Source organism: Pseudomonas sp. PB101 (assembly GCF_009764265.1).
Classification (GTDB): domain Bacteria; phylum Pseudomonadota; class Gammaproteobacteria; order Pseudomonadales; family Pseudomonadaceae; genus Aquipseudomonas.
Map to the genome: position 1 here is coordinate 1 of NZ_RWIR01000045.1, position 19,259 is coordinate 19,259.

At 59.1% G+C, this 19,259-nt stretch carries 10 protein-coding genes; 4 read left to right on the forward strand and 6 right to left on the reverse strand.

Annotated elements, in window-relative coordinates; genetic code table 11:
- From EI969_RS13095 to EI969_RS13105, 3 genes are all read left to right on the forward strand, one after another.
- Positions 1-5,119: S-layer family protein (locus tag EI969_RS13095; RefSeq protein ID WP_160388189.1), on the forward strand; the 5,119-nt coding region annotated here is incomplete at its 5' end.
- A gap of 277 nt (positions 5,120-5,396) precedes the next feature.
- Positions 5,397-7,373, forward strand: a complete 1,977-nt coding sequence (locus tag EI969_RS13100; RefSeq protein ID WP_160388190.1) for a hypothetical protein — start codon at positions 5,397-5,399, stop codon at positions 7,371-7,373.
- A gap of 223 nt (positions 7,374-7,596) precedes the next feature.
- Positions 7,597-9,879 (forward strand): autotransporter outer membrane beta-barrel domain-containing protein, encoded by a 2,283-nt coding sequence (locus tag EI969_RS13105; RefSeq protein WP_160388191.1) that lies wholly within the window; start codon positions 7,597-7,599, stop codon positions 9,877-9,879.
- 70 nt (positions 9,880-9,949) lie between these two features.
- Here the strand turns inward: EI969_RS13105 and EI969_RS13110 are convergent, their stop codons facing one another.
- The 6 genes from EI969_RS13110 to EI969_RS13135 form a co-directional block, all read right to left on the reverse strand.
- The gene (locus EI969_RS13110) at positions 9,950-11,440 is read right to left on the reverse strand and encodes a hypothetical protein (protein WP_160388192.1); all 1,491 of its coding nucleotides are present in this window, start codon (positions 11,438-11,440) and stop codon (positions 9,950-9,952) included.
- A gap of 260 nt (positions 11,441-11,700) precedes the next feature.
- On the reverse strand, positions 11,701-12,915 hold the full coding sequence (locus EI969_RS13115; RefSeq protein ID WP_160388193.1) for a carboxypeptidase-like regulatory domain-containing protein: 1,215 nt from the start codon (positions 12,913-12,915) through the stop codon (positions 11,701-11,703).
- A gap of 146 nt (positions 12,916-13,061) precedes the next feature.
- Entirely contained in the window at positions 13,062-15,002 is a 1,941-nt protein-coding gene (gene lapD, locus EI969_RS13120; protein ID WP_160388194.1) for a cyclic di-GMP receptor LapD, read from the reverse strand.
- A 22-nt stretch (positions 15,003-15,024) separates the two neighbouring features.
- Entirely contained in the window at positions 15,025-15,732 is a 708-nt protein-coding gene (lapG, locus tag EI969_RS13125; protein WP_160388195.1) for a cysteine protease LapG, read from the reverse strand.
- A gap of 74 nt (positions 15,733-15,806) precedes the next feature.
- Positions 15,807-16,202 (reverse strand): YbaN family protein, encoded by a 396-nt coding sequence (locus EI969_RS13130; protein ID WP_160388196.1) that lies wholly within the window; start codon positions 16,200-16,202, stop codon positions 15,807-15,809.
- 10 nt (positions 16,203-16,212) lie between these two features.
- Entirely contained in the window at positions 16,213-16,800 is a 588-nt protein-coding gene (locus EI969_RS13135; RefSeq protein ID WP_046816855.1) for a YecA family protein, read from the reverse strand.
- Positions 16,801-17,073: 273 nt separating this feature from the next.
- Here EI969_RS13135 and recQ point away from each other — a divergent pair, with 273 nt between their 5' ends.
- Entirely contained in the window at positions 17,074-19,200 is a 2,127-nt protein-coding gene (gene recQ / locus EI969_RS13140) for a DNA helicase RecQ (protein WP_160388197.1), read from the forward strand.
- The last annotated feature ends 59 nt before the right edge of the window (positions 19,201-19,259 follow it).

Below are 19,259 nucleotides of genomic sequence, written 5' to 3' on the forward strand. Positions count from 1 at the left end.
GGACGGCGACAGCAGCACCGCCAACCTGGTCCTGCAGATCCACAACAACGATGACCCAGTGACCCTCCAGGGCCTCAACGTGTACGGCGGTGAACTGACGGTCTACGAAAAAAATCTCAGCGACGGCTCCCACCCCGACACCCCGGCGCTGACTCAGAGCGGGACCTTCACGGTGACCGCCCTCGATGGCCTGCAAACCCTGACCGTGGGCGGCATCGCCGTGGTCACCGGAGGCGTGGCGGCCGGCTTCCCGCAATCGATCACCACGCCACTGGGCAGCACCCTGACCATCACCGGCTTCAACCCGGTTACCGGCGTGATCAGCTACAGCTACACCCTCAACGATAACGAAGCCCATCCGACGGCCAACGGCGCCAACAGCCTGCCCGAGAATTTCAACGTTGTGGCTACCGACACCGATGGCGACATCGCGAACGGGCAGATCAACGTCAACATCATCGACGACCTGCCGAAGGCTAAAGCCGATAGCGATTCGGTGCAGGAGGGCGGAACCGTCAGCGGCAATGTGCTGGACAACGACATCGCTGGGGCCGATGGCCCGGCGGCCACTGGCGCCGTAGTCGGCGTACGCGCCGGCAGCGACACATCAACCCCGGCCCTCGATGGGCTGAACACGCCCATCAACGGCACCTACGGTTACCTGACCCTCGATGCCAACGGCAACGCCGTATATCACAGCACGCCTAACGCGGTGAGCGGCCCCGGCGCGGTGGATGTGTTCACCTACACCGTGCGCGATTCCGATGGTGACGAAAGCACCACGACCATCACCATCGACGTCTACAACAGTTGCCTCAAAGCGGTCAGCGACAACGACGTAACCGTCTACGAAAAAGCCCTCGACCTGGGCAAGGACGGCCAGGACCTGGTCGCCGGTACGGTCATCGGCAGCGATCCGACCAACACCGGCGAAACCGCGTCCGGCACGCTGGTGGGCTCGGTCACCCACGCCGTCGGTGCGATCACCTACGCCCTGGTCGGCACCCATGTCGGGGAGTTCGGGCAGATTCAGCTCAACGCCAACGGCACCTATACCTACACCCTGACGACCCCGCCGAGCACCACGCCGCACGCCAACGACGGCCCGAACGTGATGCACGAGACCTTCACCTATCAGGCCACCGACTCGCTGGGCAACATCGTCACCAGCACCATCGTGGTGGACATTGTCGATGATGTGCCGAAGGCGATGAACGACAGCAATCTCAGCACGGCCTCGGAGACTACGCTGAGCCTCAGCGGCAATGTGTTCAACAACGACGTGATCGGCGCCGATAAAGTCGCCCTCGGCCTGAATGCAGGCCCGGTCACCCCCGGCACTTTCACCGGTACCTATGGCACCCTGGTGCTCAACGCCAATGGCACCTACACCTACACGCTGAGCACCAGCGATGCCGACTTCAAGGCGTTGCACGGCGGCGGCAACGGCACCGAAACCTTCACCTACACCATCACCGACTCGGACGGCGACATCAGCACCGCCAACCTGGTGCTCAACGTCCACAACAACGATGACCTGGTCACCCTCAACGGCCTCGACGTGTATGGCGGCGAGCTGACGGTCTACGAAAAAAATCTCGGCGACGGCACCACCCCCAACATATCGGCCCTGACCCAGAGCGGGACCTTCACGGTGACCGCCCTCGATGGCCTGCAAACCCTGACCGTGGGCACCCTCACGGTCATCAGCGGTGGCGTGGTCGCCGGCTTCCCGCAAACCGCCACCACACCGCTGGGCAGCACCCTGACCATCACCGGCTTCAACCCGGTCACCGGCGTGCTCAGCTACAGCTACACCCTCAACGATAACGAAGCCCATGCGACTGCGAGCGGCGCCAACAGCCTCACCGAGAACTTCAACGTCGTCGCTACCGACACCGATGGCGACATCGCGAACGGCCAGATCAACGTCAACATCGTCGATGACCTGCCGGGCGCCAAACCTGACTCGTCGTCGGTGACGGAGGGCGGCACGGTCAACATCAGTGTGCTGGGCAATGACATCAGCGGCGCCGATGGTCCGGCGACAGTGGTCGGCGTGCGTGCCGGCAGCAATACCTCGACGTCGGCCGTCGGCGGGCTGGGCAACCAGATCACTGGCGCCTACGGCTACCTGACCCTCGATGCCAACGGCAACGCGGTGTATCACGCCAATCCGAATTCGGTGGGCCCTGCCGGGGCTACGGATACGTTCACCTACACCGTGCGCGACACCGATGGCGATGAAAGCACCACCACCATCACCGTCAACGTGGCCAACAGCATCATCAAGGCCAACCCCGACAGCGACGTGACGGTCTACGAAAAAGCCCTCGACCTGAGCAAGGACGGCCAGGACCTGGCTGCCGGTACGGTCACCGGCAGCGACCCGGGCAACAGCGGCGAAACCTCGTCCGGCACCCTGGTCGGTTCTGTTTCGGGGGCCAGCGGCGCGCTCACCTATACCCTGGTCGGCAGCGCCACCGGCACCTACGGGCAGATCCTGCTCAACGCCGACGGCAGCTACACCTACACCCTGACCTCGGCGCCGAAAACCTCGCCGAACGCCAACGACGGGCCGAACAGCCTGAGTGAAAGCTTCACCTACAAGGCCACCGATGCGTCGGGCAACAGCAGCACCAGCACCATCGTGGTCAACATTGTCGATGACGTGCCCAAGGCGGTGGCAGCGGATCGCTCGGTGGCGGCGGTGGAGATCGACTCCAACCTGCTGATCGTGCTCGACGTCTCCGGCAGTATGGTCGACCCTTCCGGCGTACCTGGCCTGTCGCGGCTGGAGCTGGCCAAGCAGGCCATCAGTGCCTTGCTGGATAAATACGACGACCTCGGCGACGTGAAAGTGCAGCTCGTCACCTTCAGCAGCAGCGCCACCGACAGGACCTCGGTGTGGGTCGATGTCGCGACCGCCAAGACCCTGCTCATCGGCCTCACCGCGAACGGCGGGACCAACTACGACGCCGCCGTGGCGACCATGAAAACGGCGTTCACCACCTCGGGCAAACTCACGGGTGCACAAAACGTCGGCTACTTCTTCTCCGACGGCAAACCCACCGATGGCCAGGAAATCGGCACCTCCGACGAAACCTCGCTGAAAGCCTTCCTCGATGCCAACAACATCAAGAACTACGCGATCGGCTTGGGCAGCGGCGTGAGCAACGCCAACCTCAATCCGCTGGCCTATGACGGCAGCAGCCACACCGACACCAATGCGGTGGTGGTGACCGACCTCAACCAGCTCAACTCGGTGCTGTCCGGCACCGTGATCGGCGCACCGGTGACCGGTTCGCTGCTCGGCGAAGGCGGCACCTTCGGCGCCGACGGCGGCTTCATCAAGACCATCACGGTGGATGGCACCACCTATACCTACGATCCGGCCGGCAACGGTTCGCTGAACTTCAGCGGCGCTGCCAACCACGGCACCTTCAACACCGCGAACAACACGTTGAGCATTGCCACCAACAACAGCGGGACCTTGCTGGTCAACCTGGATAGCGGTGAATACACCTACATTTCGCAGAAAACCACGGCGGTGGTGATCACCGAAAACATCGGCTTCACCGTCAGCGACAACGATGGCGACCTTTCCAGCTCCACCCTGACGATCAAAGTCATACCGAACGCCCCGCCAGTGGCTACCGATGACCATGTCATCACCAACGTGCTCGAGGGCACCGTGGTGGTGCCGGGCGAGCTGTTGCTGGCCAACGACACCGATCCCAACGGCGATCCACTCTCGGCGAATCCGACGTCCTTCAACACCGGCTGGGTAGCGAGGGGGGCGGAGTTCACCGGGCTCACCCAGGTTCCCAACTTCACTGGCAGCAGCGCGCAAGCCCTGACCCTTGCCCGCAGCGCTTTCGTCGCCAACGCGGCGGCCATGACCGCCGTCCTGGTGGTCAGTGGTGCGCTGGGCTCGGTCGGCAACAGCAACTATGACGACCGTATTACCGTCAACCTCAAGGATGGCGAAACCCTCCACCTGAACCACGACCTGGCGGCCGGGCGCATCGCCATGGAGTACTCGATCAACGGCGGCGCGTTCACCCCCATCGCGGACGGTGGGATGATCACCGCAACATCGGATGCAACCTATCAAATCCACATCAGCAACATCCCCAATAGCTCAAGTGGCGGCAACGGTTCTGAAACCTATAAATTGACCATGACCGTCAACTACTCCGAGGCCCATGACATTGCCCCGGACTACCACGGCACCTACACCGCCAACGACAACCATGGCGGCAGCGACTCGGCCAACGTGACCATCAGCTATCAGGGTGGCCATACCCTCACCGGCACCGGCGGGGATGATGTCCTGGTGGCGGGCGCGGACAGCAACGTCATAAATGCCGGCGGTGGCAACGATGTGCTCACCGCTGGTTCCGGCAACAACGAGCTGCACGGCGACGCCGGCAACGACTTGCTCTTCAGCGGCCCGGGCAATGACACCCTCGACGGCGGCACGGGCATCGATACGGCCAGCTACGCCCACGCCACGGCCGGGGTAACGGTCAACCTCAGCCTGCTCGGTGGTCAAAACACCCTGGGCGCGGGAACAGACATCCTGACCGGCATCGAAAACCTCACCGGTTCGAACTTCAACGACACCCTGACCGGCGACAACACTGGCAACGTCATCACCGGCGGCCTGGGCAATGACGTCCTCAACGGTGGAGGCGGCGATGACTTGTTGATCGGTGGCCTGGGCAACAACACCCTCAGTGGCGGGGCGGGGGCCGATACCTTCCAGTGGCTCAAGGGCAACAGCGGTCATGACGTGATCACCGACTTCACGCCCGGCACCGACAAGCTCGACCTGTCGCAACTGCTGCAAGGGGAAAACGGCACCACGGCGTCGCTGGATGACTACCTGCACTTCACCGTCACCGGCAGCGGCCCATCGACGGTGACCAGCATCGACGTCAGCGCCATGGCCGGCGCCGCGCCGAACCAGACCATCGACCTGGCCGGCGTCGACCTGGCCAGTCATTACGGTGTGACGCCGGGGGCGGGCGGGGTGATCGCTGGCGGGCATGACACGGCCACCATCATCAACGGCATGCTCAACGACCACTCGTTGAAGGTGGATACCGTGTGACCTGAAAGCCTGAACGAAAAACCCGCCATTCCTGCGCAAGGGATGGCGGGTTTTTTGTTGTCTGCGTCAAAGGTATCTGTCCGACCGACGGTAACGAAAACTGTAATTTCTGACAGTGGTCAGCCCCCCGTGTCTGCCGTTAAATCAAGACATTCGGGTGAGTGAAGTGATCGTCCAGGTACCCGTTAATGCACGGCAACTAATCAGTGCCGGAGTTCCCCGTCTGACATTGGACGACCAAGTATGAGCAACCAGCTCAACACCAAGGAGTAGTGAAATGTCTAAAAGCGAAGATTTTGCCATCAACGGCAGAAACAGGGCGCAATACCGGGCGTATCGCGCCAGCCTGCGTCTTGTGGATCTGGGAGCCCCTGAACCTGATTCGAGTAACCCACTATTGCCGCCCTTGACAGCGTTAGGACCACAATATCTTCCGTATTCTTATAGAAGCCAGCCGCTCAAGTTCATGATTCCGACATTCGACGATCATGATTCTACTGTGCCGACACTCGTGACTATCCGAATGACGGTAGATGGAACCAAGGACGATGTTAGTTATAAATATGAAGATGTGACACCTCTCACCCCACCGCCACCTATTTCTATGACCTTGCATTTGGCAAGCAGGAATACTCCCGGACTACGTAAAATCAGTTATACCCTGGACTTTGGCGGGAATGAAGCAACTGTAAACGAACTGGAGTATAGGGTGGACTTTGTACCGCCAAATCTTGATAAGTTGATTGCTGTGCCTCAATCCGTGAAAGATTATGGTATCGGCCCGGAGGATTTTCAAAGTGGTGCAACTCTTGCTTTGACCTATCCGGATTACTCTAACAAGAGGCTGGGCGATACGATCAAGTGTTATATCGGTCCCGATAGCACCGTCAAGAGAGAAGTGGGCTCCATTACATTTGATGAAAGTAATTTTAGCAAACCAATAGTATTTAATTTAACGGCTGCTCACGTCGCTGGTTACAATGGAAAGTGCATTGTTTTCTGTGAGGCAGTCAGTTACCCGGGTGTCCCAACCACCCCTTCAGGCAATACCGAGGTGTGGGTATCCCAAAAGCTCAGGCCGGTGGTCGCAGAGGAATTGGACGTTCCGCAGGCGCCCTCCTTGACCAGTACGCTTCTGGTAGAGCACTTGATTGATGGCGTCGGTGCCGGTCTTAAACTTGTATTTCCAAATTTCGACAATGCGGTGGATGAAATCGAGTACTCCATCGATGGCGCGGTGCAACCTCCAAAACATATAACCGCTATTCCGTTTCTGAATATGCTGAACAACCAGGCGCTCCTCAATTCGGGGCATGGCAGGCGACAAGTAAAGCTCGGCTACAGAATCAAGCGCGGTAACTTTTACTTTCCTGTGGCACCTGTTGAGAAACAGGTTTGGCTTGATGTGAGGAAACCCGCTGCACCCTTTGATCCTGCCAATCCTGCTCCGCCGGATCTCACCTTGTTGCAGCCATGGATCCAGGGACCCTACAGTACTGAAAAAAATAAACTGACGGTGGCGGACAAACAAGACGGTGGCGTCGTCAAAGGTTATTTGCCTTTCCACACTCGTTTTAAAAAAGGCGACACGGTACGCTTTTATATTAATGGGCGTGACGCGCCGCCGCCGGGTGGCGTTTGGGTCTTCCCTAGCGATGACAGCGAAGACCCATCAAAACCAATAGAGTTTGAGTTCGAATGGGATTGGCTTGGCACCATTCCAGATGATGTCGATGCAAATCTTAATTGCATTGTGGAACATGATCTCAATGACAACTTGGCAATTTCCCCGGTGGAGTATGCGGAAATCAAGATGCAGCCGATCGTTTTGACTGCAGCCGCATTTGCGCATATGCATGCAGACCCACGAATTGGTTTTATTTGCAGTTCGTTGAGAAAGCTACCAGGTGGTCAAGTTGTCGGCGTCGTTAGAATTCCTGCGGATACGCGGCTGGAAGACAATGAAGTTGTACTGACTTACGGTGGCTATCCCACGGATGCTGCTGATGAAACGAGTATTATTCCAGGGACCAAGGTTGAGGTAAAACACACTCCCACCAAGGCGGAAGCCGCTACCGGCTTTGATATGTATGTTCCCTATATCCATCTGCAAACCACGCATAACGCGTATGGCCGAACGGACTATGAGCTCAACATTGCCGGTGAGGATGTTTTCACCAAGGGTGCTGTGGTCCGGGTCAACATGAGTCGAGGTTCGGACACCTGCGATCTGGTTCCGGTCATTCCTGTTTGACCTGAGCATCGGCATGGGAATCCTTGCCTGCCAGGCCCATGGGTGTATCCGGTACCGAGGTGCCGGATACCCCCCCTTTGTTGCGTTTAAATTTTGTGTTGGATTTTTCATACACCTTAAAGGATTAATCCTACATTTTTTTGTAGGAGGCATCTGTAAAGTCCGCAGCCCTCAACGTTTTCCGTTCTCTTCGGAAGACGAGAAGACGAAACAGGACCCAGCTATGAGTATTGATAATCGAACTGCATTTAAACCATTGTCCACAAAAGGTTTCGGAGTGCTGGCACTATTGCCAGCATTTTTTTTGGTGAACACTTCGGCGATGGCGGCAATCATTGTTGGCGCTGGGGAGAATGTAACGGTAGGTCCGACGGATCCGCTTAGCGACTACGTGGTGGAAAAGGGAGGGGCACTCAACCTGGTGGGAGCCACGACCCAAAGCCTGTCCATTCGGACCGGCTCGACCCTGAACATCGATGGCGCCGTCATCAACAGCAACAAGGGCGACCATGGGATTTCAGTGAATAGCAGCCAGGCCACCATCCGCTCGGCCGTTGTAACCGCCGACGGTCGAGCGCTGTGGGTCAATCGGCCACCCTCGTCCACTCAAGGTTCGACAGTCACCGCCAGCGATAGTCAGTTTCGGGGCGGAGAGAGCGGCGCGTTGGTCACGGGCCTGAGTACATTGACGCTGCTCAACAGCGAGTTGCGAGGCGTGAATGCCGGCAGCGTCGGCCTCGACAGTCGCGGCGGCGATGTGCGTGCACTGGCGGACACGCTGATCAGCGGCGACAGCGCAGGTGTGCGGATGACCAATGACTCCTCACGCGTCGGCCGCAATTCACTGGTGCTGGACAACTCCACCGTAGAGGGTCGCAACGGCCCGGCAATCCTGGTGGAGGGGGGCGTTCAGGGGGCGACGATTGATGTGCGCAACAATGCCGTCTTGCGCGCGGCGGATGGCAACCTGTTGACAGTGCAAGGCGCCTCCACGGCGGCAATGAACATCGTCGGCAGTGCGCTGGAGGGCAATGTACAGGTCCTGGGCAACAGCAGCGTCGACCTCTCCTTCGACGGGGCTTCGATGGTGGGTGACATCGTGCGCGAGGACGGCTCGTCTGCCCAGGTCGATTTGAACAACGGATCATCCTTCACCGGGCGCCTGAACAACAGCAACCTGAGTATCAACAGTCAATCGAGCCTGACGATGGTTGGCGATGACAGCATCGACCATTTATCAATGAATGACGGCACGCTTAATTTCGGCGCGGCTGGCGAGCAACGTGACTATCGTCAACTCGAGGTCGGCAGCCTGGAAGGCAGCGGCATCATTGCCATGCAGGGGGATTTCGCCACCGGCGAAAGTGACTTGCTCAAGGCGGCAAGCGCGACGGGCAGCTTTGAGCTGGCCGTCAACGCGTCGGGGACAGATGCCGCTTCTCCGCAATCATTGACCCTGGTTCAGGTCGGCAGCAATCAGGCGACCTTTGCGTTGCTGGGAGGCAGGGTCGATCTGGGTACCTGGGAATACGATCTGGCCGAAAGGGCCAACGCATCGGGCGGAACCGACTTCTATCTGAACCCGACCACACGGCTCAGCTCGAGTGCCCAATCGGTGGTGGCGCTGTTTCAAACGGCCCTGACCGTGTCGTATGGCGAGACCAAGTCACTGGAAAACCGCATGAGTGAATTGCAGGCGGACGATCGACTTCACGGTGTCTGGGTACGGCCATATGGCAACAAGTACAACGTCGACGATGGTTCCGGTGTCGGCTACCGACAGCAGCAGCAAGGGTTTTCCATGGGGGCCGATACCCGATTGGGGGACAGCCGTTGGCGGCTCGGCCTGCTGGCCGGTTACAGTCAATCCGATCTGGATCTGCATGGCGGCACATCCGCCACGGTCGACAGCTACTACGTGGGTCCCTATTTTGGCTGGCTGAATCCGGATAATGGTTATTACGTCGATGGTGCGCTCAAGTTCAACCATTTCCGTAATGACTCCAAAGTCACCATGAGCGATGGCACGCGCGCAAAAGGCGATTACAGCAATTCAGGGGTGAGCGCGCTGGTAGAGGCTGGCCGCCATATCAACCTGGGGAACGACTGGTTTGCCAAGCCGTCAGCCCAGGTGTCGGCGGCGAGGATCGAAGGCGCAGACTACCGGCTCGACAACGGTATGGAAGCTGACGGCGATCACATCGATTCACTGCGGACAAAGCTCGGAGTCAGTGCCGGTCGAAGCATCAAACTGGAGCGCGACGTCCGTGTGCGACCGTACGCCAGTGTGGCCGTGATCCACGAGTTTGCCAGCAACGACGACAATGTGCGGGTCAACGGAAACAGCCTCAACAACGATCTGTCCGGCTCGGGTCTCGAGTTCGGCATGGGAGTTACCGTTTCCTTGTCCGAGTCGATGCGGCTTGACGCCGGTGTCGATTATTTCAAGGGTAACGATGTTGAGCAGCCGGTTGCGGCCCGCCTCGGCTGGAGTTACCAGTGGTAAAGACTGAAGTGAAAAAAAACCGCATCAAGCGGTTTTTTTTCGTTTTGCCAGCCTCGATGTTTACCAGCCCTTACCGAGAGGGCGCCCCAATAACGCTAATGGTCCATGTATTGGACTCGGCATCAGGGTTATCTGCATCGACGGCGCTGACGACATAGGTGGTGCCGACTTCCAGCGCGCTGACAAGTCTCACCCATTGGCCATTGTCGTTGGAGTCCTCCGGCTTCGAATCGATGACCCCATTGATCTTGACCCTGACCGATGCCAGCGGCCTGGTTTCACCCCGGACATAGACGTGCTTGGAGAGGGTGCTGCCACCGTCGTCAATCACTGTGCCGGCAGAGTCGTGAACCAAGGTGATTTTCGGTGCCTGGTTGCCTTTCACGGTAAACGGATACGGGGCAGACTCGCCGCCATCGGCATACTTTGCCTTGGCGACAAGGGAATAGGATTTCTCCGCCAATGGCCCGATGGGGAGCTTGTAGTGTCCGCTTGTCACTGTTGCCATACCTAAAGATTCGGTGCCGTTGTAAATCTCGATTGACTGGTTCTCTTCACCCCCGCCTTCAACATCCAGTTCTGTTTCGAAGGTGTCGCCATCCTTGTCTACGACCTTGCCCTTTTTATCGGTGACGGTATCGAGGGTAGCGGCTTGCGCCGTTCTGACGGTAAAGGTCCGCGGGCCGTCGACATCATCATTATAGGAAGCCTCGACGCCGAGGCTGTAATCGCCATCCGGTAACGCTGTAAAGGTGTGGCTCCATTCACCCTTGTCATCGGCTTTCAGCGGGACGGATTCCGGACGTCCTCCAATCAGTGAAAGATTTCCCTCGGCGAGTGCGCCGCCTTTGACGGTCAGCTTTCTTCGGATGGTAGTTGCACCCTCTGCAACGGGATTGCCTTCGTCGTCGGTCACCTCGTCGATGGACAGAGGGGTCGCTGCTTTCACGGTAAAGGTGAAAACGCTGGACTCTTTACCCGCGGAAGACTTGAGTTTGATGGCGTATGTCTTTGCTTCCAGGTCGACGAGTTTGATGCTGAGTTTTCCGCAACCGTTGGTCAAACCGGACTCCAGTTCAGTTTCCCCATCGAATGCCAGGGTGTCTTCGCTGGGCACCGCATCGGCGTGGATGGTGACCGAACTTTCATAGGTCGTGCCATTGTCTGGAATCAGGCCTGTCGCCCCGCGCACTTCTCTGATGATTGGGGTTTCGGTCGCTACAGTGAATTTTTTGGGGGGCAGGGAGACAGGTTCAGAGCCGTACTTGCCTACTGCGAATATCGAGAAGCAATCAAGTTTCGTCACCGTGATCAGCGGCGTCTCCCAATTGCCGCTGCCGTCACTGTTCGCTTCGCCCAGTTTATCCGAGCCATTCACTATCCAGATGATCTTATTGGGCTCCGCACCGTTTCCGATCACCTTGAAAGATGTTTTGAAGGTGGTTTGGCCCACGATGGAAATGCCGTCGGGGTCGAGGACTTGCCTGATCGTCAGCAGATCGAGGTCTTCAATTGCTGGGTCGGAAGAGAGTGATGAATGGCCTGTCGGTAAGCTGGTCATGGCGGTGACTCCGGTTATGAGAGTAAACGGAGTTATTAGGGAGGCAAACTTGAACGCTGACTACTGTCATAAATAACAGGCTTGCAGCGGTTTCCGATAGACGGCTTATGCTCATGGGGGGCATTGCAGTTTTTGAAATGGCTGGATATTCGGTGCCGGGCTGGAATGGCTTATGTCATCATTATCTGATGTGCATTGATTTAAATGAAAAAAAACCGCATTGAGCGGTTTTTTTTCTGTTGCCTGCATTCGGTTTTAAATTAACGCTCAGTGGAATTCTTGGTTGGCGCAACGGTAATGGTCCATGTATTGGACTCTGCGTTATCGCCGTACTGGGCTACCGCGCTCATCGCATACCGGGTTCCAGGGATCAGTCCGGTGACGAGCTTGACCCAATCGCCCTTATCATTTGCAGGTTCTGCCTTTTCCACAATGACACCATTGATCTTGAGCTTGATTGCCTCCAACGGTGCGGCAACACCCCTGACATAAACATATTTTTGCGTGGTGCTGCCGTTATCCTCGATCGGGCCATTTGTATCGTAGATACGGGTGCTGTGCGGCTTGATGGTCGAATCGACGGTGAAGGTCCGCGGTGCGGTCGTTTCCACGGGGGTATAGTTGGTCCGAGCGGTCAGGCTGTAGAGCGCCGCGGGCAAATCACTGAATGTATGCTCCCAGAATCCGGAATCACCCGCTGTCACGGTCACTGACGCCGGTTGTCCGCCAAGCAGGGTCAGCTCACCATTGTTGCGTGCCTTGCCTTTGATGGTCAGGGTCGTTTGGGCGGTGGTGTCGCCCTCTTCTACGCTGTTCCCGTCATCGTCCAGTACATCATCAAGACTCAGCGGCATGTCCCCGGCCACTGTAAACCTGAACACAGTGGACTCTTTATTGTTCGGTGCCTTGATCTTGATGTTGTATTGCCCCGTTTTCAGTTCATCCAGGCGCAGTTGGAACAGCCCGTCAGCATTAACCAATGCTTTCTTGCCCGTTGTCGTGTCGCCATTGAAGGCCTCGACTTCAACGTTGGGCGGGGCATTGCCGGTGATTTCTGCCCAGTCGCCGTCGTAGGTGCCGCCCTCTTCGATAGCACCGTCCTTGCCAGCGACGGAATTGATAATGGGTGTTTCGGTCGCCAGGACAAAGATTTTACGTCGGGAGCTATTTTGCGGCGGGAATTTTTCCTGGGCGAAAATCGTGTAGCGCCTGAAGTCTGACAGCGTGAAATTTTTTTCCCAAATGCCCGAAGCATTGCTGGTCATCTCAGTGAGCCTGATCTCGCCATCGCGCAGCCTCAGGTCGGTATTTACCTCGGACGTGCCTTTGAAGGTCAGGGTTTTATCGTACGTGATGCCGTTATCATCAATGAGATTATTGCTGGAATCGCGGACTTCATCGAGAGTTACAGGTGTGGATACTTCAAGGGGGACGTCAGGGAAGTGCTCCGAGGTGCTTGGTGTTTTACCGGTCATGTTGATAACTCCATTTGCTGTTGAGGGAAACGAAGTTATTTAAGGCCCGAAGTACTTCAGGTGGCTACTGTCATAACTAACAGGTATTTGTTGATTTTCGAAAGATGCGGCGTGTTATTCGAACAAAGTGACTAGCGCCAAATACTTCACATCGGCTGCGGCGGTCCGATCAAACGCCCCATTACGCCAAATATCCCCAGTGCCCTGATCGTTTCCAACTCCCCTTGGGTTTCTACTTGCTCCGCAATCAACGGCAAATCGATGCTGTTGGTCGTCCGGTAAACCGCCTCGATAAACAGACGCTTGTCAGTCTGTTCGTCGATGTTGCGAATGTACGCCCCATCGATCTTCAAGTACGCCAGGCCCAATTGGGTGAGGTTGCCGATCTGACTGAAACGCCCGCCAAAATGTTGCAGGCCGACTCGATAACCCGTGGCCAGCAGGCTGTGGCTCAAACGCTGCAGTTCTTCGGGGGACGGCAGTTGGCGTTCGTCTATTTCCAGGGTCAGCAGCGGCGCCAGTTCCGGCAGGGAGTCGAGCAGGTCGAGGATTGCTCGCCATTGCACCGGGTCGCGCAGGGTGCTGCCGGACAGGCTCAGTGCCAAGGGGCGGCGGTTGATCACCAGGTCGTCCAGCGTGGCTTCGAGCATCGCCAGGTCGAAACGCGCAGACCAGCCGAGACGTTCGATCCATGGCAGGAAATGCCCGGCGGCAATCGCCTCGCCCTGTGGGTCGAGCAGGCGTGCGAGCACTTTGTGATGCAGCACCTGACGGGTGTCGGCGCATTGCACGACGGGCTGGAAGTACAGCTGCATTTTTCCCTCGGTCAAAGCGTCGTCGATCCAGGTACGCCAGTCGTGCTGGGAGTGATTGGGCGCCGTGTCGCGGTGGCTTAGATGAATCCAGGGTCGCCCCGGATGCTGGCGTGATTCAGTCAGGGCCTGATCGAGGCGCAGGAGTACGGTGCTGACCGGCTCGCCGGGGCGGTAGGCGACAACCCCCAGATGGGCGACCGGCATGCAATCGCTGGCGCCGGTCAGGCGCAGGTTTTCCAGGCTGATGCTGATATCGGCGGCCAGGCGCGCGGCACTTTCTGCGTCCAGGCCCGGGGTCAACAGGCTGAATTCGCCGCCCCGGTTGCGCGCCGCCAGCCAGGTGCGCCGCTCGGGCAATTGAGTCAGGCGCCTGAGCAATACGCCGACGGCGCAGATCAGCGCGTCAGTGCGTTGGCCGCCCAGGCGCTGGTTGAGCCCGTTCAGGTCGTTGATCCGCAACATCAACAAATGGCCATCGCGGCTCTGTTCGCACGCGCGCAAATAGTCGGCCAGTTGCTCATCGAGCAGGCGTCGGTTGGCCAGGCCGGTGAGGCTGTCCAGATAGGATTCGGCCCGCAGCTTTTCGCTGCGCGCGGCCTCTTCGGCGAACAGCGCCTTGAGCTTCTCGACCATCTGGTTCATCGCCAGCACCACCCGCTTCAGTTCCGGTGTCCGTGGCAGTTTCGCCAGGCTGAGAAACTCGCGTTTACTGATGGCCTCGGCTTGTCGAACCATGCTGTCGAGCGGGCGAAATTGCCGGCGCAGCATCCATCCTCCAATCACCGCACTGAACAGTCCGCACCATAGCAACCAGATCAGGCTACCCAGGGTGCTGTCCCAGAGCTTGGCCAGGGCGAATTGCGGATTGCTCAGCACTTCGACCCGAGCCAGTTGCTCCCAGCCGCGCATGATCAAGGCGTCGCCACCTTCCGGGCGCAGGTTGACCAGCTTGACGAACCAGCCAGGCACACCGTCGATTTCCGTTGGTGTACTGCGTTCCACCAGCGTCTGCTGATCCTTGAGCCTGATGACGCGGATGCTGCTGAAATAGCCGCTGTCGAAAATCGAACTGACCATCAGCTCCATCATCGCCGGGTCGTCGACCTGTGCGGTCAGTGACAGCCCCAGCGCGGTGGCCGCGTCCTGGGCGTGGGCGCGCAGTTGACTGAGCGTTTGCTCGCGGGAGCTTTCCAGGCTGGCGAAAAAACTGCCGCTGAACGCCACCAGCAGGAACAGGCAGATGGCCAGGAACAACTGTTTACGCAGTGTCATACATCGCTCCTTGCCATGGCGGTTAGCCGTCGCCGATGTCGAACCCTTCGGCCTGCATTTTTTTCAACACGTCCTGCCAGCGCGACAGCTTCTTCGAGTCACTGCTGCGCTGACCGCCGTTCTTGCCCGGCAGGTACAGGCCTTCAGCGTTGAATGCGTAAACCGGCAGCAGGTCTTTGCGCTGCGAGGCGGGGCGGATTTCGCCGATCAGGTTGTCCAGCACCAGTGGATCGGCCGTGGGGGCGCTGTAGAACGTCAGCACCATGTGCGCCTGGTTCTGGCTGAGGGCCTTGACGTAGGTGATGCGCAGCTTTTCGCTGGGGATGCCGAGCCGGCGCAGGCTGAAATACTTCGCCAGGGCGTAGTCCTCGCAATCGGCGGCGCCCTTGATCAGGGCTTCGACGGGCGTGGCCCAGTAGTCGGTCTGTTGCCAGATGCGTGTATCGTCCTGGAAATTCAGCTGCTGATTGAAGAAGCGGTTGACCGTATTGAGCTGCTCACGTTCGGGCGCGCCACGTGCACTTTGCAGCATTTGACTCCACGCCTCGATCCGGCTTCGAGCCGGTCCCGGCAGGCCGTAGCGTTTTTCCACGGTTTGCAGGATCTGCGCAAAGTCCCAGTCGGCACGGACCACATTGAATGCGGTCAGCAGCAAACCGGCCAGCAGCACCCAACCGCCGAGCCGAAGTCGGAGCGCTGGCCATCCTGGACTACGCAGACTGCGGGCCATGTCTGGCTGCTCGAGTGTAGGTGGGTGGAGTTTAGGTGGAGTTTTTGCCGGGGTAGGGCAGGTCTCGGGAAATTTCAGGGCTTTTGCAGGGTTTTTTGCTTGAGGATGTAGAGGGTCACCAGCACCGCACTGGTCAGCATGAAGCCCCGCGCCCAGGGCAATGGCACCAGGTAGCATGAGAAGAGGATGCTCGCCCACATCAGGCCGATGGCGTAGACCTTGCCCTTGAGCGGGATACCGTTGCCGTCGAGGTAATCGCGGATCCATGGACCAAGCCGTGGATGCTCCACCAGCCATTGATAGAAACGCGGCGAGCTACGGGCGAAGCAGGCAGCCGCCAACAGCAGGAAAGGCGTGGTGGGCAATACCGGCAGGAAAATCCCGATCACCCCCAGCGCCACGCTCAGCCAGCCGATGGCCAGCAGCACGTAGCGCAACATCAGGGGACGGTTGCCTATGGGGTTGTCCATAGGCCCGATCTTAGTGGTGACGTGGCTTGAGAATCGCCGGTTTTTCGTCTGGCGCGTTGCACAGCAGGTACAGCGCGGTCAGGGCTTCCGGGATCTGCACGATCATATCGTCCATCAGGTTGGCATCGGCGGCAATGTCGGAGAACTCCGGTTGCTCGTCGAACAGGCCCGAGCCGACCATGATCGGCAGCAGCATTTCGCTGACTTCGTCTTCGGCGGTTTCAAACCAGGCTTCTTCGCGCAGGAACACGCCTTCCATGAAACCGATGCACCAGCCGCGCAGTTCGGAGTCGTCCGGGTCGTCGCCCAGGTCGAGGTCGCACGGCAACTCGAACTCCTCGTCGGAGGCCAGTTGGCGGGCGATGTGGGCCTTGAGGCCGATCAGCGTGGCTTCGATCTCTTCGCGCTGGGCTTCGCCACTGTAATGCGGCTCTTCGGCGAACAGTGCGTCGATCCACTCACGGTCAGGAACGGTTTCGGAACAGATCGACAGCGCGGTGAGGTAGCCGTGGGCGGCCACGTAGTCCAGCGCCTCGTCATGCAGTTCATCAGCGTCGAGGAATACTTGCAGGCGGGTTAGTTGCTCAGCGAAGGACATTAAAGGACTACCTTGGGGAATGTTCGATGCGGGAATTCTAGGCCTTCTTGAGCGCTTGGGCCAGCCGCACGGCATATTTGCGCGTTGATGTGTCTTATCAGCGGTGCCCTTTGCCGGACGGTGCTCGGGTATACTCGCGCGTTTTGTGATGCCCTGCTGGCGTCACGGCTGAAATGTGAAGCGTCATGCAATGCGCACTTACGATTTGTCGGTGCAGCGTCGCGGGTTCTGAACCAGCCTTGCAGGGATGTTTCGGTGATTTTTGGAGTTTTTATGCTCGAACAGGCTCAACGCGTCCTCAAGGACATCTTCGGCTACGACAGTTTCCGTGGCCGCCAGGGTGCAATCATTGAGCGCGTGGCCAGCGGCGGCGATGCCCTGGTCCTGATGCCTACCGGCGGCGGCAAATCCCTGTGCTTCCAGGTCCCGGCGTTGCTGCGCGAAGGCCTGGCGGTGGTGGTCTCGCCGCTGATCGCACTGATGGACGATCAGGTCGCCACCCTCGAAGAGCTGGGCGTGGCCGCCGCCGCCTTGAACTCCACCCTCAGTGCCGAGCAGCAGCGCGACCTCGCCGTGCGCATCCGCCGCGGTGAAGTGAAGATGCTCTACCTGGCGCCGGAACGTCTGGTCCAGCCGCGCATGCTGTCCTTCCTGCAGGGGCTGAACATTTCCCTGTTCGCCATCGACGAAGCCCACTGCGTGTCGCAATGGGGCCACGATTTCCGCCCGGAATACCTGCAACTGGGCCAGTTGGCGGAAATGTTCCCCGACGTGCCGCGCATCGCGCTGACCGCCACGGCCGACAAGCGCACCCGGGAAGAAATCGTCACCCGCCTGCACCTGCAAGACGCCGAGCGCTTCCTGTCGAGCTTCGACCGGCCGAACATCTTTTATCGCATCGTGCCCAAGGAACAGCCGCGCAAGCAGTTGCTGGCGTTCCTTGCCGAGCGCCGCAGCGATGCCGGCATCGTCTATTGCCTCTCACGCAAGAAAGTCGAGGAGGTCGCCGCGTTCCTCAGCGAGCAGGGCTTCCCGGCGCTGCCGTACCACGCCGGCCTGCCCAATGATCTGCGCGCCTTCAATCAGAAGCGCTTCCTCAATGAGGAAGGCCTGATCATGGTCGCGACGGTGGCGTTCGGCATGGGCATCGACAAGCCCAACGTGCGATTTGTCGCGCACCTCGATCTGCCGAAATCCCTTGAGGCCTACTACCAGGAGACCGGTCGCGGCGGCCGTGACGGCTTGCCGGCGGATGCCTGGATGGCCTACGGCCTGCAAGACGTGGTGATGCTCAAGCAGATGTTGCAGAACTCCGAAGGCGACGAGCGACACAAGCGCCTGGAGCAACACAAGCTCGACGCCATGCTCTCGCTCTGCGAAGAAACCCGCTGCCGTCGGCAAACGCTGCTGGCCTACTTCGACGAAGACATGCCCGAGCCTTGCGGTCATTGCGACAACTGCGTCGATGGCGTGCAGACCTGGGACGCCACCGAGCCTGCGCGTCAGGCGCTGTCGGCGATCTACCGCACCGGCCAGCGCTACGGCGTCGGGCACCTGGTGGATGTATTGCTGGGCAAGGACAACGAAAAGGTGCGCAACTTCGGCCATCAGCACCTGTCGGTGTTTGGTGTCGGCAAGGCGAGGGCGGAGGGCGAATGGCGCTCGTTGTTCCGTCAGTTGGTGGCCCGAGGTCTGGCCGACATCGACCTCGAAGGCTACGGTGGCTTGCGTCTGAGCGACAAATGCCGGCCGCTGCTCAAGGGCGAGGTGACGCTGGAGTTGCGTCGCGACCTCAAGGCGCAAACCGTGGCGAAAAGCAGCAAGAGCCAGGCGAGCCAACTGGTGCGCGGCGAAGAGCGCGAACAGTGGGAAGCCTTGCGCGCCCTGCGGCGCAAGCTCGCCGAAGAACATGGCGTGCCGCCGTACGTCATCTTCCCCGATTCGACCTTGCTGGAAATGCTCCGCAGCCAGCCCACCTCGCTGGCGGAAATGGCCACGGTCAGCGGCGTCGGCGCGCGCAAGCTCGAGCGTTATGGCGAGGCGTTCCTCGAAGTGCTCGGCGGCCAGGTCGAGGCGCCGAAGGTGGTGGCCGACGTGCGTCACGAACTGATCACCCTGGCGCGCGCCGGCATGACGCCGGTGCAGATCGCCGGTCAGTTGCAGTGCTCGGAAAAGAACGTCTACACCATGCTGGCCGAAGCGATCGGCAAGCAGCAGTTGTCGCTGGAGCAGGCGCTGGATCTGCCTGAAGAGCTGATGGGTGAAGTCCAGGACGCCTTCCTCGACGGCGAAGGCGAGTTGCCGCCGGTTTCCGAGATCGCTGCGCTGTTCGCAGGCAGGGTACCGGAAGGGGTTTTGTACTGCGTCCGCGCTGCCTTGCAGTCGGAATTCGAGATTTGAGACATCGGCAGTGCTGATGTAACGATTCACTACAGATCAAGCCTTGCCTCAAATCGAGG